Raw genomic sequence first — 16010 nt, forward strand, 5'->3', positions numbered from 1 at the left:
CAATCATCGTCAGCCGCGAAAAGGGCTGCCAATTGGTTGGCGGCCCTCTCCCTGCTTGCCGCGTGTGGCCTCGTCTCGCTCCTCCTTGCAGCGCCTGCCCATGCCGAAATCCGGTTCACGGATGCGGCCGGACGGGAAGTACGCCTTGCCAAACCGGCTGAGCGCATCGCCACCAATGAGAGCTTGCTCATCCTGTCGCTCGCCTTGATCGAGCCCGACCCGATTTCCCGGTTGGCCGGCTGGGCGGCACCGCAGCGGATCGATCGAGGTTTCTACAACGACCTGAGGCAGCGATTTCCGGCGATCGACGGCATTCCCGTGGCCGGCGGAGTGGTGGCGTCGAAGACGTCGCCGGAAGCGATCCTTGCCGTCAGGCCGGATGTCTATCTCGTTTCCATCTGGGACAATGGCTGGATGGATATCGCCGCAACGCTAGAATCCGCCGGTGTGCCCGTCGTCTTTCTCGATGGACCGCACAACAACGGCAGTGGACCGGCCGACACGGCCATCTTTTCGCTCGAGCTTCTCGGCAAGGTCATTGGCCGTGAAGTCGAGGCTAGAAACTTCGGCGAGTTCCTCCGGCCGCACTATCAGCGCATCACCGATCGTACCAAGGGGGTTGCCCGCAAGTCGGTTCTTGTCGATGCCCATGCCGGGGCCATCTGTTGCTCGACGCCTGGGCGCGAAAACCGGATGACGGACTATCTACGGCTGGCCGGTGGCGAAAGCATTGCCGCCGATATGCCCGGCTATGATGGAAAACTCAGCGCCGAGTTCGTGCTGGAGAGGGACCCGGACATCTATATCGCCACCGGCGGCCCGCATCTTGCCGCTCAAGGAGGCCTCGTGCTCGGCGGTGACGTCAGTGCCGAGGCGGCAGCCCAATCCTTCACCCGTGTCATCTCCAACGACGTGCGCACCCACTTCACGGCGGTACGTGAGGGCCGGGCTCATGCCGCGTCTCATCAGCTTTCGATTTCCGTTCTCAATATTCTGGTCTTCCAATGCTACGCGAAATGGATTCATCCGGACCTCTTCGAAGATATCGCCCCTTCTGAAACCCTCGCCGAGATCAACAGGCGCTTTTTGAGCGTACCGCTCAACGGCACCTTCTGGCTCGACTTCGACGCTTCGCGGTTGCCGCAATAAAAGGACAATTTAATGGACGGCAAAATCTACACGGCGCAGGCAGTCATCGACCTCGTCGATCCGCAGACAGTGATCCAAGAACTGTGCAAGCACATGCGCGAACACAATGCCGAAATCAGCGAGGAATCCGGCGATGTCTTACTGCGTCTTTCCGGCTGCAGTGCCCGCTTCTCGGCCGATGGCGCAATGACGCGCATCAACATCGAAGCGCCGGACTTCGAGCACCTCTATTTCGCGCGCATGACTGTTGCTTCCCACATTCTCGAATTCGCAGGGGAGACCGTCCCAGAAATCTGTTGGAATGGCGATCATGGCGATGCCGAGCGGCCGCCGAATTTTCAGACCCTGACGGTTACCGATACCCGGGACGTGACACCGCATATGCGCCGCATAACTTTCCGCTGCGAAAACGCGGCACGCTTTGCCAACCTCGACGCGCTGCACCTGAACCTGCTGATCCAGCAGCCCGGCCTTGCCGAACCGCAATGGCCCTTTGTCGGGGCAAGTGGCCTCATCGAATGGGAGCGGCCGGACCTGAAACCGTCCATGCGAAAATACACCGTGCGCTCGATAGACCTTGCGACCAGCCAACTCGATATCGACTTCGTGCTGCACGCCGATGCCGGACCGGGATCGAGCTTTGCCGAGGCCGTCACCATCGGGATGGAAGTCGGCGTACTCGGTCCTGGCGGTGGCGGGCTTATGGATGCAGATTGGTATTTGTTTGCGGGCGACGAGACCGCCATTCCAGCCATTGCCCGCATGCTGGAAAACCTGCCCGCCGATTCATCCGGCGCCGCCTATCTTGAAGTTTCGGATGCCGCCGAAATCCAGAACCTGCAGACGCCTGTTGCCATCGGCATTCACTGGCTGATCCGCAACGCAGAAAAGCCCGGCAGCCTCCTTGTCGAAGCCCTCCGGCAAACGCACCGCCCCCAGGGCGACGAAAGCATATATCTTTGGGCCGCCTGCGAATTTTCAGCCTTCAAAACCATCCGGCAACTCGCGCGCCAGGACTGGAAACTGAAAAACGACCAACATCTCGTCGTCGCCTATTGGCGGGAAGGCACAAAATCTTAAAAGATGATTTATTTTATCATATTTTCCTTGCCAATAACTTGACAATTATAATCATCTTAAATAGCCGAGGTATCGTAGGTATATTCAACTGTTGGGGGCAATGAATGACGATCAATATTTCCGTCACGGACGTCAACAAGGACGGCACCGGCGTCAACGTACTCGCTTATCTCGCAAAATTTGATAGCAGCTTCTCGCCGGCCGGCCGGGGCTCGTTCAGTGGATCCAGCGGCCTGTCGGGCAAGCAATATGCAGCACTCGATGCAAAGGGCACCGGCGTGGTCTTTGATGCCGGTAAAACCGACTGGGCCTATGACATGGCGACCCATCAGGTTGGTGGCTCGCTGGATGGGTTGCGCTTCGGCACCTCGACCAAGCTCGACACGGGAAAGCAGGTCTTCACCCAGTCCACCGACCTGAAGATTTCCGGTCTTAGCCTGGAAACGAGTGCGGATGCCAATGCTCTGCGCTCCAGCCTGACGTCCTCCGATACCAAGGGCCTGTTGGCCCTGCTCAAGAAGGACAGCATCTCATTCTCCGGCAGCACCGGTAACGACGTGTTCAAAGGCTTCGGCAAGGGCGACACTCTGAGTGGCGGCAAAGGCAACGACACGCTGTATGGCGAAGGCGGCAACGACACGATCAAGGGCGACGCTGGCAACGACATACTTAACGGTGGCGCCGGCAATGACATTCTGACTGGCGGCAGCGGCAACGACAGGCTGACCGGCGGAACAGGCAATGATACCCTGGCGGGCGGCGCCGGCAAGGATACCTTTATCTTCAAGGCTGGTTCGGGCAAGGACACCATCTACGATTTCCAGGCTGGCAAAAGCACGGCAGGTGACGTCTTGAGCCTGGACAAGAGCGTCCTGGCATCGTTCACCGCCGTCAAGGCAGCGGCAGTCGACACGGCCGATGGCGTTCTGATCAAATTCGGTACGGGCTCGATCCTCCTGGAAGGAGTCGACAAGGCAGACCTTCACGCCAATGACTTTTTCTTCGTCTGATTGATCACCGGACCTTGATTCGATCGGCCTGAAACCTGAGCATTCGTTCACGGTTTCAGGCCGATTTTTTTGTCCGGCCGCGATACCTGAAGGCTGGCTGGCGTTTTGCGAAAAGCCATGAGAGGCACGGGTTCCCCTGCACCCAAATACAAAATTTCGCTGAGGCGGCCTCAATATGAGGAGCCCTATTGAAATCGCATTTTCCAAATCCTATCTGGGCAGCATGTCCGGTCCGTTAAGAAATCGGGACCGCGTTCTCTCGAGCGATTGGCGAGCCAATCCAGCGGGTGCAGTTGTAGTCAAGATGAAGCCTCTGGCGGTAAACCGCTGGAGAGTTTTACTATGCGTGCACTAACCATCTGGTTTTTTCAAAAGCCTGCATTAGTATGTGCTCCCATGATGGACACGCGCTTCTCTTCGGCTCTGCAAATCATTATTACAGTTGCCGTCAACGAAAGAAATAATATCCGCTCAACGAGCGATACGCTGGCAGCGAAGCTCGATGCCAAGCCCAGTCTCGTGCGCAAGCTGGCCGCACCGTTGATGCAGAAGAATATTCTTGTGTCGTCTGAAGGATATCAGGGAGGTTACCGGCTTGGCCGGTCCGCCAGCGCGATTTATCTGAGTGAAATCTATCTTGCAGTCACGCCAGACAAGAAAATATGGGGTACGCGTGAGGATATTCCAGCCGAATGCTTTGTCTCAAGCAATATGAACGAATGGTCGGCAAAGCTGAGCAAGAAAGCCGAGCAGGCCCTGCTGGGTCTTCTTGAGGAAAAATCTGTGGAGGATGCCATCTCGGAACTGGCGACCATCGATGGCGGCAAGTGTCCAGTCGGAAGGGCGATCGCGCCCTGAGGCAGAATCACATGCGGCCGTGCGGGACGGCCGGAGGGAACCGGACCGTCCCCGTCACTGATCGGAGGTCAGTCAAATCCGTGACGAACCGGTGGCTAGCCGCGCCTTCACGCGACCAGCCGGATCTTGAAGCGTAACTTAGAAGTCGCGCTGCAGACGCACGAAGCCGAACACTTCGTCATCGCCATCGTCTTCGTCGTGGTACTGGAGGCTCACCTTGGTCTTCAGGCCGTCGGTGATCTTGTAGTCGACGGTCACGCCGCCGGTCCAGGCATCACCACCACCGAAGTCGTTGCCGTTCAGGTCGATGTTGCTGAAGTACTGAACACCAGGCGTGATCGAGAACTTTTCGTTGACCTTCAGTTCGTACTGAGCGCCAACAGTCCATTCGGACTCTTCGTAGTAGTAGTTGGCGCCGGTAGCATACGCACCGTAGATGCCGAGCTGGCCTGGGCCGAGATCAGCATAGATGATCGCGCGGATAGCACCTTCTTCGCTATCGGTGTCATAACCGCCAAGCAGGTAGGCGGTGACAACGCCAACCGTACCGGAAACCTGGCCGGTGATACCGACATTGTTCGGACGCGCGGTGTCTTCCAGCTCTTCCACAGCGATACCGGCCTTGAAGGCGTCGGTTTCGTACTGGTAGCGGATGGCGTTGTGACGGGTTTCGTTGCTGGCGATCAGGTCGGTTTCGCCGCTCAAGTCGTCATCCCACCAGCTGTACTGCATACCAACGCGCAGGCCGGCGATTTCGATGTAACCCTGGTCGAGGAAGGTATTGTTGTTCGAAGAACCGGAAGAGTTGCGAGCGTTTGTACGAAGCGCAACGAGGCTGGACAGCGTGCCGAATTCGGTGTCGTTCTTTGCTTCGAACTCAAGCTGTGCGCGCGTAAAGGTATTCCAGTCAGACGAACCGGACTGATCACGGCCGAAGTCGGTCTGGAAGCGGATATAACCGCCGATCTTCAGGCAGGTTTCCGTTCCCGGAATGTAGAAGTAGCCGGTGCCGAACGCGTCGCAGACGCGGACGTATTCCGCCGGCTCAGGTTCAGCAGCAACGATAGCGTCGGCTGCAAATGCACCGTTTGCTGTGGTCAACGCCGCAGCAGAGGCAAAAAGAATAGCCTTCATAGTCATTTCGGATCCAATCAAGTTTCGATCGGGCACAGGCTTTCGTGGCTGAAAAATCAGCGTCCCCCACCCCAAATATCGATTCAAGCCCCAATGGCAGCGGCCGAAACCGCACGCCGAGATTACATAGGCCAAGAACTGTAACAATAAAAATTACAGTCATATTCTCGTCACATTGATGGTTGGGATTTTGAGTGTTGCCGAAACGCAACGCCCTGATGCACAGGATCGTGAGTACCCTCACTACCTTAGATGCACGCACGACCACTCCACAAACCCTGGTGGGTGTGACCGGTAACATTTAGAGCTTTCAGGTAGTGACCATTCGGCGAAACCGCAAGTAGGACGCCCTGACGTTTTCGTGAAGGCCGTCAAAACACCGCAATGCGCACGAATCTTGCGGGCCAACGGAGTGGCACGCAGCATTATGATACTGCAGGCTCAACACCGTCCCATAAGGCCGCCTCAGAACGAATCACTTCGCCATTTCCATTCGAGGCCCCCGGCTCCAACGAATCGCGCTTGACACAGATACGGTGCCCGTATTTTAATCTTGCCAACGGATTAAGCACTTCCTTGACATGACCTCATGGTCGACGGGCAGTTTGGCCCCACGATGCTCCCATCACAGATGGGTTCTGCGTCGTGGGGTTTTTGGTTTTTGGCGGATCAATGAACAACGCGGTAAAAATAGGCATCCTTTATTCCACGACCGGCCCCTATGCCGAGATCGGACGCGACGCACGTGACGGTGCCGACTTTGCCATCGAAGAGGTCCGCGCGCTCCATGGCAACGCCATCAAGCCGGTTGTCATCGATCCCCATGCCGATATCACCGCTTACCTCGAAGGTGCGCGCGCAATGCTGCGCGATCACGGTTGCCGCCACATCATCGGAACCATCACCTCGCTCGCCCGCAAGGAGGTCATTCCTCTTGTCGAAAAACATGACGGTCTGCTCTGGTACATGTGCCCTTACGAGGGCTTCGAAGCCAATGACAATGTCATCTATACCGGCGGCTGTCCCAACCAGCACCTCTTGCCGCTGTTCGATTACCTGATCCCGCGCTTCGGCCGCCGTCCCTATCTCGTTGGCGCCAATTACGTCTGGGGCTGGGAAATGAACCGGCTGGCCCGCGAGCTGATCGAGGATGCTGGCGGCGAGGTGCTTGGCGAACGGTACCTGCCGCTGGAGGAGACTGCCGTCGAGCGCATCGTGCTGGATATCGAGCAGCGCCGGCCAAGCTTCATCCTGAATAATTTCATCGGACCGTCGAGCTACGCCTTTCTCGCCGCCATCCGCGCGCTTGGCGCCCGCAACCCGGCCTTCCTCCCGGAAAATTGCCCGGTCGTCAGCTGTGACCTGCAGGAAAGCGAAATTCCCCATATCGGTCTCGGTGTTGCCACCGGCCAGCTTTGCGCGGCCGCCTATTTCGATACGGTCGCAACGCCTGAAAATGCCGGCTTCAAGGCCCAGGTGGCAGCCAAACTTGGCAGCCAGCGGCGTATTTCGAGCGTTTTCGCCAGCGCCTATGCCTCAGTCAAGCTTTGCGCAGAGGCGATCCTTGCTGCCGGCACGGATGACCCAACCGCCGTCGCACGTCAATTGTCGGCCGCACCTCTGCCAACCGTTCTCGGGCCGATCCTGATCAATCCCGATACCCGTCATGCGGCACTGCCCTTCCATCTCGGCCGGATCAATGATGAAGGCGGCTTCGATATCATCGCCTCACAGCCGGCCATCGCCGCTGATCCTTATCTGACGAACCGCCGCAGCCGGATGCCGTCGCCTTTGAGGATCGTGTCATGAGGGAAACACCGAATTTCACCGGCTGGCGTGCCACCATCCTGCACCGGGAAGACAACACGACCGAACGGCTGACACGCCAACTGAAGCTCATCGGCTTTCAGGTGACGGTCCAGTGGCAGCCACTCGACGCCACCGACCTGCCGGATGTCGTGCTTGTCGATGCCGACCAGGGCTGGGACGGCCTGTTGCCGTGGAACGGCGGCAGTGCACCCTGCCCGTTGGTGGCACTGCTCGGCTCGGAAGCACCCGGCCGCATCGCCTGGGCGATGGAGCAGGGTGTCGGTGCCATCATTGCAAAACCACTGGCTTCCTCCGCCGTCTACCCTGCCCTGGTCATGGCACTCGGCATTCACCGCGAGCGCAAGGCGGTCATCGACAGGATGAACCATCTGGAAGAGCGCGTCCGTCTGCGGCCGCTGGTTCATGCCGCCGTCGAGCGCATCATTGCGGTGCGCAAGGTCAATGAGGAGCTCGCCTATACCATCCTGCGCAATTGCGCGATGCAGCGGCGGATGCCGATGGAGCAGGTTGCGGCCTCCATCCTCGGTGGCGCCGAGCCCCTGCCGGAGGCCGGTTGATGCGCATTCTGAAAAGCATGATCCGCCAGCCGTCAGCGCTGTTCGGCCTGGCCGTCGTTGCCCTCGTCGTCTTCATGGCGGTCGCAGCGCCGCTGATTGCGCCTTACAATCCCGATGAGCAGATGTTTGACGGCCTGACGCTGGAAGGCGCTCCGCTGCCGCCCAGCGCCCAGTTCCTGCTCGGCACCGACACGCTCGGCCGTGACCTGTTCTCACGCCTTCTTTATGGTGCCCGCACATCGCTGATCATCGGCCTCGTTGCCAACGGAATCGCGGTTGCGATAGGCCTCCTGATCGGCATCCTCTCCGGTTACATGCGCGGCCTTTTTGGCAATGCGCTGATGCGCTTCACCGATCTGATGATGGCGTTCCCGGCGCTGCTTCTGGCGATCGTGCTTGCAGCCCTTCTGCGCCCCAGCCTCTGGATCGTCGCCATGGTGATCGCACTGGTCAACTGGGTGCAGGTGGCGCGCATCGTCTATACCGAAACCCGCGGCCTGGTGGAGCGTGACTTCATCCTGGCAGAGCGCTCGCTCGGCGCTGGTCATGCCCGCATCCTGTTTCATCATATCCTGCCGCATCTGATGCCGACGGCAATCGTCTGGGGCACGCTCGGCATCGCCACGACCGTGCTTCTCGAAGTGACGCTCTCCTTCCTTGGCATCGGCGTGCAGCCGCCCACGCCCTCCTGGGGCAATATCATCTTCGAAAGCCAGAGCTATTTCCAGGCCGCCCCCTGGCTGGTGTTCATTCCCGGCGCCGTCATCCTGTTGACTGCACTGTCCTTCAACCTGGTGGGCGATGCGCTGCGCGATATCCTCGACCCCACCCAGCGCGGGAGGGGCTGAGATGATTTTCCTGATCCTGCGACGGCTCGTCCAGACGGCACTGATCCTGTTCGGTGTCGCGGCCATCACCTTCCTGCTGCTCTACGCCCTGCCTGCCGATCCTGCCCGGATGATCGCCGGCCGCAGTGCCACGGCGCAGACGGTTGCCAACATCCGCCACGAACTCGGCCTCGATCAGCCGTTGCTTGCGCAATTCTGGAATTATCTGGTGGCCCTCACCGAGGGCAATCTCGGGCGTTCCTATGCACAGAAGACCGATGTCGGCGCGCTGATCGCGGCCCGGCTTCCGGCCACCCTGATCCTGATGGCGGCGGGTATCTTCGTCGAAGTTGCGCTTGGGCTCATTCTCGGCGTGATCGCTGCGGTCCGCCGCGGCGGCCCGGTCGATCGGCTGGTGATGATGGCCTCCTTCGTCGGCGTGTCGGCACCGCAATTCGTCGCCGCCCTTCTGCTTCTCTATGTCTTTGCGGTCACGCTCGCCTGGTTCCCGATGAGCGGCTTCGGCACGTTTGCCCATGTCGTGTTGCCCGCCACCACGCTCGGCATTCTCGGCGCCGGCTGGTACGCCCGCATGGTGCGCTCGGCCATGATCGACGTGCTTAATCAGGATTACGTTCGCACCGCCCGCGCCAAGGGGCTGTCGTCCGTCCGGATCGTCTTTCGCCATGCGCTGCCCAATGCGCTTCTCCCTGTGATCGCGATGATCGGCATCGATATCGGCCAGTTCATGAGCGGCGTGGTCGTGGTCGAGGCCGTCTACGGCTGGCCGGGCATCGGCCAGCTCGCCTGGCAGGCGATCCAGCAGGTCGATATCCCGATCATCATGGGCGTGACGCTGGTTTCGGCGCTTGCCATCGTCATCGGCAATCTCGTCGCCGACCTGATCGCGCCACTCATCGATCCGCGCATTCGTGCGCGCTAACCATCAGCAACCAAAAAGGGGAACTCAAAAATGTTCAAACGCTGGCTTAGACACTCGACAATCGCAATGGCGCTTGCCTTCACGCCGCTGCCTGCCTTCGCGCAGGATGCCATCAAGCAGGGTGGCGATGTCGTCATCACCTACAAGGACGATATCGCCACGCTCGATCCGGCCGTCGGTTATGACTGGGTCAACTGGTCGATGATCAAGAGCCTCTATTCGCGCCTGATGGATTATACGCCCGGCACGCCGGACCTGATCCCGTCGCTCGCCGAGAGCTTTACCGTTTCGCCCGACGGGCTCACCTATACATTCAAGCTGCGCAAGGGCGTAAAATTCACCAACGGCCGCGAACTGGTGGCCTCCGACGTCAAATATTCGATCGAGCGTGCCATCGATCCGAAGACGCAAGGCCCCGGCGCCGGCTTCTTCGGCGCCATCAAGGGGTTTGATGCCGTCAGCGGCGGCACGTCGCCGACGCTTGAAGGGATCGCAACGCCGGATGATTCGACCGTGATCTTCACTCTGTCGCGTCCCGACGCCACCTTCCTGCATGTGCTCGCCATCAACTTCGCCTCCGTCGTGCCGAAGGAAGCCGTCGAAGCAGCAGCCGGTGATTTCGGCAAGAAGCCGGTCGGTTCGGGCACCTTCGTCTTGAAGGAATGGACCGTCGGCCAGCGTCTCGTGTTCGAGCGCAACCCGGATTATTTCGTCAAAGATATGCCGCATATCGACAAGTTCACCGTCGAAGTCGGCCAGGAGCCGCTGGTGGCGCTGCTGCGCCTGCAGAAGGGTGAGGTCGATATCGCCGGCGACGGCGTTCCGCCAGCCAAGTTCCTTGAAATCAAGAACTCGCCGGAAGGTGCAGAGATCATTGTCGATGGCGCGCAGTTGCACACCGGCTATATCACGCTCAACACCAAAGTGGCCCCGTTCGACAATGTGAAGGTCCGCCAGGCCCTCAACATGGCCATCAACAAGGAGCGCATCACCCGCATCCTCAACGGCCGCGCCACCGCCGCCAACCAGCCGCTGCCGCCACTGATGCCGGGTTATGACAAGACCTTCACCGGCTATGCCTTCGACGTCGAGAAAGCCAAGGCGCTGCTCGCCGAGGCTGGCTTCCCGGATGGTTTTGAGACCGTGCTCTACTCGACCAACACCGATCCGCAGCCGCGCATCGCCCAGGCGATCCAGCAGGATCTCGCCGCGATCGGCGTCAAGGCCGAGGTTCGCGCCCTGGCACAGGCCAACGTGATCGCCGCTGGCGGTACTGAGGGCGAAGCACCGATGATCTGGTCGGGCGGCATGGCCTGGATCGCCGACTTCCCGGATCCGTCCAACTTCTACGGCCCGATTCTTGGTTGCTCCGGCGCGGTTCAGGGCGGCTGGAACTGGTCCTGGTATTGCAACAAGGATCTCGATGCTCGCGCGATTGCCGCCGATTCGATGTCGGACCCGGCCAAGGCCGCCGAGCGTCAGGCCGAATGGGGCAAGATCTTCACCGATATCATGGCGGATGCGCCGTGGATCCCGGTCACCAACGAACGCCGCGTCGTTGCCAAGTCGCCCCGCATGGGCGGTGACGGCGACATCTACGTCGATCCGACCCGCGTCATCAACTACGACGCGATCTTCGTGAAGGACGAGTAAGACAGCGATTACGGCTCCGGTGAATTGCCCGGAGCCGTAATCGTCAGGGGCGCACAAGGATGCAGCCTCTTCTCCCCAACGGGGAGAAGTGCCGAGCGAAGGCGAGGCGATGAGGGGGCGGCGCGGCACATTACGAGTGCTTGGCCCCCTCATCCGGCCCTTTGGGCCACCTTCTCCCCGATGGGGAGAAGAGAGGGGCATGCCGCTCCTGCCAACCGAGAATAACGATATGCGAGCACGTCAGTGATTCGATGGGCCGCGCTTCTAAGGGAGAACAACCAATGTGCGTCGCCTGCACCCATACCATTCACCGCGCCCAGCACAATTTCGGCTGGAACAGGGATTTCAAGCCGGCTGTCGTCGCCAAGCCCGGTGAGACCATCCATTTCGAATGCCTGGATTCCTCCGGCGGCCAGCTGGGTGCCGGATCGACGCTCGAAACCTTGGCAGCACTCGATTTCAACAAGATCAATCCCGTCACCGGCCCGGTCTATGTCGAAGGTGCAAAACCCGGCGATGCCTTGAAGGTGACGATCCGCCGCTTCATTCCGTCCGGTGTCGGCTGGACCGCCAACATTCCGGGCTTCGGCCTGCTCGCGGACCAGTTCAAGGAGCCGGCCCTGCATATGTGGTCCTACGATCCGCACAGCATGGCGCCGTCGCTTTACGGTCCCGGTGGCAAGGTGCCGCTGAAGCCCTTTGCCGGAACGATCGGCGTCGCGCCAGCCGAGCCCGGCCTTCATTCCGTCGTGCCGCCGCGCCGCGTCGGTGGCAATCTCGATATCCGCGACCTGACCTCGGGCGTGACGCTCTATCTGCCGGTCGAGGTTGACGGCGCGCTGTTTTCGATCGGCGACACCCACGCCGCGCAAGGCGATGGCGAAGTCTGCGGCACCGCCATCGAAAGCCAGATGGAGGTTGAGGCGACGATCGAGCTGGTCAAGGATGCGCGTCTGCAAAGTCCACGCTTCACCACCACTGAGCCCGTCACCCGCCATCTCGATGGCATGGGCTATGAAGTCACCACCGGCATCGGCCCGGACCTGATGACCGGTGCCCGCGAGGCGCTGATGCGGATGATCGACCTGCTCGGCTCCGAACACGGCATGAACCCCGTCGATGCCTACATGCTCTGCTCGGTCTGCGGTGATCTCCGGATCAGCGAAATCGTCGATATGCCCAACTGGGTCGTCTCCTTCTATTTCCCAAGGATCGTGTTCGCGTGACATCTGCTGCCCCCGTTTCCCCATCCGTCCTCACCGTCGACAAGCTCTGCGTCGATGCCCGCACGCCGGAAGGCCGCAGGCGGGTTCTCGATGATGTCAGTTTCGATCTGAAGCTGGGGGAAACGCTCTGCATCGCCGGTGAAAGCGGTTCAGGAAAATCGGTGACGTCGCTGGCCATCATGGGGCTCCTGCCGAAGGCGTCGTTGCAGTTCGCCTCCGGCAGCATCGCGCTTCAAGGCCGCGAACTCTCGCGTCTGTCCAACAGCGCGATGCGCAGTGTCCGCGGCGGTGATGTCGCCATGGTGTTTCAGGAGCCGATGACCTCGCTCAATCCGGTGATGACCATAGGCGCACAGCTGACCGAGGCCATTCGCGAACATCAAGGATCGGACGGCGGCAGCGCCGATGCGGTGGCGCTGCGCATGCTTGATGCCGTGCATATGACCGATCCGGCAAGACGGCTGAAACAATATCCGCACGAACTATCAGGCGGCATGCGCCAGCGCGTGATGATCGCCATGGCGCTCTCCTGCCGTCCGAAAGTACTGATCGCCGACGAACCGACGACGGCACTCGACGTGACGGTCCAGGCGCAGATCCTCAAGCTGATGGACGAGCTGAAGCGGGAATTCGGCGCCTCGATCATTCTCATCACCCACGACATGGGCGTCGTCGCCCAGATGGCCGACCGCGTCGTCATCATGCAGAGCGGCCGGATCATCGAACAGGGTGGCGCGTTGCCGATCTTCAATGCACCAACGCAGCCCTACACCCGCGACCTGCTGGCCGCCGTCCCCCGGCTCGGCGCGCATGCCGGCACAGACGGGCCGCCGCGTATCAGCCCCGTGGTGGCTGAGACGCCTATGCTGGATCGCGCGCCGGTGCTCACCGTGCGCGGGCTGGACGTCACCTATGGCAAGGCAACCGGCTGGCTTTCAGGCAAGAAGCCACCCGCATCCGCCGTCAGCGAGGTCTCCTTCGATATCCTGCCTGGCCAGACGCTCGGCCTCGTCGGCGAAAGCGGCTCTGGAAAATCCACCACCGGCAAGGCGGTGCTCGGCCTGATCCCGTTTACCGGCGATGTCGTCATCGACGGCCAGAATATCGGCGGCCTCAGCCAGCGCCAGATGCGGCCGGTGCGGCGCAGCGCCCAGATGATCTTTCAGGATCCTTACGCCTCGCTTGATCCGCGCATGGCGGTCGGTGCCGCGATTGCCGAACCGCTGATCATCCACGGCCTGGCCAACAAGGGCGAACGCGACGACCGCGTCGCCGAGTTGCTGCGGCGGGTCGGCCTGCAGCCGGATGCCGCCAGCCGCTATCCGCATGAATTTTCCGGCGGCCAGCGCCAGCGCATCTGCATCGCCCGAGCGCTGACGCTCGGCCCGAAACTCATCGTCGCCGACGAGAGCGTGGCCGCCCTCGACGTTTCCGTGCGTGCCCGCGTGCTCGACCTGATGCTGGAACTGCAGGAAACGATGGGGCTTGCCTATCTCCTGATCTCGCACGACATGGCGGTAATCGAGCGCATGTCCCACAATGTCGCGGTCATGCGCGCCGGCCGCATCGTCGAAATGGGATCGCGCCGGTCGGTCTTCGAAAACCCGGCCGATCCCTATACCCGCGCCCTGATGGCCGCCGTGCCAATCCCAGATCCGGCATTGCGGCAGGTCGCGTGACGCGACTGCCAAACAACCACTTCCGTAGCCGGATAAACAACAACGCCGCTACGGGAGGACCGCGAGGGAATCACGTTCGATCAGGTTGCAATCCATCTTGGTCAGCGGATAACCGTCCTTGCCGGATGTCCGGCGCTTGCCAAGCTCGGAGATCGCCCAGGCGCCCATCGCCCGGTGTGGCAGGATCAGGGTGGTGAGCTGCGGCCGCAGATGGCGGCAGAGTTCGTCATCGTCATAGCCGATCACCGAGACATCCTGCGGGATCCTGAGGCCTGCGTCGCGCAGCGCGTTGTAGCAGCCGGATGCCATCTTGTCGTTCTGGCAGAAGAAGGCGGTCGGCCGATCCTTTAGCGCGAGAAACCGCTGCGTCGCCTCAAAACCCGAGGTCGGTGACCAGTTGCCTTCGCCGACCAGATCCGCATCATAGGCGATACCGGCCTTGGCCAGCGCTTTCCTGTAGCCCTTCAGCCGGTCTTGCGCCGCTTGCATGAACGGTTCCCCGACAATGGTGGCAATGCGGCGATGGCCGAGCCGGATCAGCGTCTCGGTCGCAGCAAAGCCACCGGCAGTTTCATCAGGAATAACGCTGGGGAAACGGCTTTCCGGCGCGTAGCAATTCAAAAGCACGACAGGGATTTGAAGGTTCTCGAGAAAAGAAGGCGGCGCCACCTGCCGGGTAAAGATCGTCATGTAGATCAGCCCTTCGATGCCACTGCGCAGCATCGCCTCCACTGCCTTTTCCTCGCGCTCCGGATTGCCCATCGTCTGGGCAACCAGAATGGTCGCCCCCTCGTCCCAGCAGGCCTGCCGCGCGCCTTCGATCGCATTGACCGATTCCGGCGTCGTCGCCAGCTGATCGCAGAGGAATCCGATGGTGCCACTCCCCAGATTGCCCAGCACCGGCCGATGGATCAGCGACGATGCGCCATAGCCCAGCGTCCGGGCCGCCTCGATGACCTTGCCGCGTGTCTCCGCCGAAATGGTCACGCCGGTCGCATTGTTGAGAACGAACGACACCGTCGCCTGCGAGCATCCCGCCAGCCGTGCAACATCGGTCATCGTCACGCGGCGCGGCGGCTTCTCATGTTTGGTTTTTTTCAAGACTGCATTCCCCGGCTGTGAGGGAAACCTATCTTATTTATTCTCATAAGCATATTGACTAATAATTATTAGTTACATTAGGCTTGAGCATCGGAGGAGAACGATCATGAACGCACCGGCACGATTTGACCTGCAGGACAACCTCAACGCTCTGAAGGAGGACGGCATCACCGGCCTCAAGGGCGCTTTTGCGCCCGAATGGGCCGACGCGATGCGACAGGATATGATGACCGCCTTCTGGTCGGCCATCCAGCGGCCCGGCGGCGCAGTCGGCCGAGGTCCCCGGCGCTGGTATGTGGAAATCCATCCGCAGGATTTTGGCGGGTTCGTCGATCTGATTATGCATCCCTGGGTCATCGCCATGTGCGAGGCAGCGCTCGGTCCGGACTACCAGATCGTCGAAATCGGTCTGGACGTGCCGTTCGAAGGCGCGAAATACCAGCCATGGCACCGCGACTTTCCCTCGCCGGAAGACACCTATGTGGACCGCCGCATCACCTCGCTCGCCTTCAACCTGACCGGCGTCGATGTCACGCCCGACATGGGGCCGTTCGAGGTAGCGCCCGGCACGCAGTATGACGACGGCCGCGGCTGGAAGCACGAGATGTTTCCCGACAAGGCGCTCTGGGGCCGCTTTCAGGACCGCGCCACCCGCAAGTTCCCGCAGCGCGGCGACATTTCCTGCCGCTCGGCCCTGACGGTTCACCGCGGCACCGAACACCTGTCGCCGATTGCCCGGCCGGTCATGGTGCTTGGGGTCGATGCACCCGGTGCCGGTCATGCCGAACTGCACGACATGATGGTGACGCAGGATTATTTCGATGCACTGCCGGAAAAGGCAAAAAAGCACCTCGTCTGCCGCGTCGTGGACGAACTGGTGCCGATCAGCCAGAAGCATGACATCGAAGGCCTGGTAATGGGTGCCGATCCCGCCTGACGCAGACCTTCAGCGCACCCCGCCTC

The 16010-nt window shown here is 60.8% G+C and carries 14 protein-coding genes; 12 read left to right on the top strand and 2 right to left on the bottom strand.

The window, feature by feature from the left end; all coding sequences use genetic code 11:
* Positions 1-36 precede the first annotated feature (36 nt).
* The 4 genes from ASC96_RS02965 (at position 37) to ASC96_RS02980 (ending at position 4097) form a co-directional block, all read left to right on the top strand.
* The gene (locus tag ASC96_RS02965) at positions 37-1149 is read left to right on the top strand and encodes an ABC transporter substrate-binding protein (protein ID WP_244481800.1); all 1113 of its coding nucleotides are present in this window, start codon (positions 37-39) and stop codon (positions 1147-1149) included.
* Between the two features lie 12 nt (positions 1150-1161).
* A complete protein-coding gene (locus ASC96_RS02970; protein WP_060501135.1) occupies positions 1162-2229 on the top strand; it encodes a siderophore-interacting protein in 1068 nt (355 codons plus the stop codon).
* A 104-nt stretch (positions 2230-2333) separates the two neighbouring features.
* On the top strand, positions 2334-3239 hold the full coding sequence (locus ASC96_RS02975) for a calcium-binding protein (protein ID WP_060501137.1): 906 nt from the start codon (positions 2334-2336) through the stop codon (positions 3237-3239).
* 342 nt (positions 3240-3581) lie between these two features.
* Complete coding sequence (locus ASC96_RS02980) at positions 3582-4097, top strand: Rrf2 family transcriptional regulator (RefSeq protein ID WP_082511908.1); 516 nt, start codon at positions 3582-3584, stop codon at positions 4095-4097.
* 138 nt (positions 4098-4235) lie between these two features.
* Here ASC96_RS02980 and ASC96_RS02985 read toward each other — a convergent pair whose 3' ends face one another.
* Positions 4236-5237 (bottom strand): porin, encoded by a 1002-nt coding sequence (locus tag ASC96_RS02985; RefSeq protein WP_060501140.1) that lies wholly within the window; start codon positions 5235-5237, stop codon positions 4236-4238.
* Positions 5238-5903: 666 nt separating this feature from the next.
* On the opposite strand from ASC96_RS02985, the gene ASC96_RS02990 reads away from it, so the two are divergent.
* The 7 genes from ASC96_RS02990 (at position 5904) to ASC96_RS03020 (ending at position 13946) form a co-directional block, all read left to right on the top strand.
* Entirely contained in the window at positions 5904-7040 is a 1137-nt protein-coding gene (locus tag ASC96_RS02990; protein WP_060501142.1) for a transporter substrate-binding protein, read from the top strand.
* Positions 7037-7618: an ANTAR domain-containing protein gene (locus ASC96_RS02995; protein ID WP_060501144.1), complete on the top strand. Its 582-nt coding sequence runs from the start codon at positions 7037-7039 to the stop codon at positions 7616-7618. Before ASC96_RS02990 ends, ASC96_RS02995 begins: the two co-directional genes overlap by 4 nt.
* A complete protein-coding gene (locus ASC96_RS03000) occupies positions 7618-8466 on the top strand; it encodes an ABC transporter permease (protein ID WP_060501146.1) in 849 nt (282 codons plus the stop codon). The genes ASC96_RS02995 and ASC96_RS03000 overlap by 1 nt, the downstream gene beginning before the upstream one ends.
* Before the next feature lies 1 nt (position 8467).
* Positions 8468-9388 (top strand): ABC transporter permease, encoded by a 921-nt coding sequence (locus ASC96_RS03005; RefSeq protein ID WP_060501148.1) that lies wholly within the window; start codon positions 8468-8470, stop codon positions 9386-9388.
* A gap of 30 nt (positions 9389-9418) precedes the next feature.
* Complete coding sequence (locus ASC96_RS03010) at positions 9419-11041, top strand: ABC transporter substrate-binding protein (RefSeq protein ID WP_060501150.1); 1623 nt, start codon at positions 9419-9421, stop codon at positions 11039-11041.
* Positions 11042-11322: 281 nt separating this feature from the next.
* Positions 11323-12267 (top strand): acetamidase/formamidase family protein, encoded by a 945-nt coding sequence (locus ASC96_RS03015; protein WP_060501152.1) that lies wholly within the window; start codon positions 11323-11325, stop codon positions 12265-12267.
* The gene (locus ASC96_RS03020; protein ID WP_060501154.1) at positions 12264-13946 is read left to right on the top strand and encodes an ABC transporter ATP-binding protein; all 1683 of its coding nucleotides are present in this window, start codon (positions 12264-12266) and stop codon (positions 13944-13946) included. The genes ASC96_RS03015 and ASC96_RS03020 overlap by 4 nt, the downstream gene beginning before the upstream one ends.
* Positions 13947-13994: 48 nt before the next feature.
* On the opposite strand, the gene ASC96_RS03025 is transcribed toward ASC96_RS03020, so the two are convergent.
* Positions 13995-15047: a LacI family DNA-binding transcriptional regulator gene (locus ASC96_RS03025; protein WP_347360119.1), complete on the bottom strand. Its 1053-nt coding sequence runs from the start codon at positions 15045-15047 to the stop codon at positions 13995-13997.
* A 106-nt stretch (positions 15048-15153) separates the two neighbouring features.
* Here ASC96_RS03025 and ASC96_RS03030 point away from each other — a divergent pair, with 106 nt between their 5' ends.
* Positions 15154-15984: a phytanoyl-CoA dioxygenase family protein gene (locus ASC96_RS03030; protein ID WP_060501156.1), complete on the top strand. Its 831-nt coding sequence runs from the start codon at positions 15154-15156 to the stop codon at positions 15982-15984.
* The last annotated feature ends 26 nt before the right edge of the window (positions 15985-16010 follow it).

This window comes from Rhizobium sp. Root1204 (assembly GCF_001424965.1).
Classification (GTDB): domain Bacteria; phylum Pseudomonadota; class Alphaproteobacteria; order Rhizobiales; family Rhizobiaceae; genus Pararhizobium.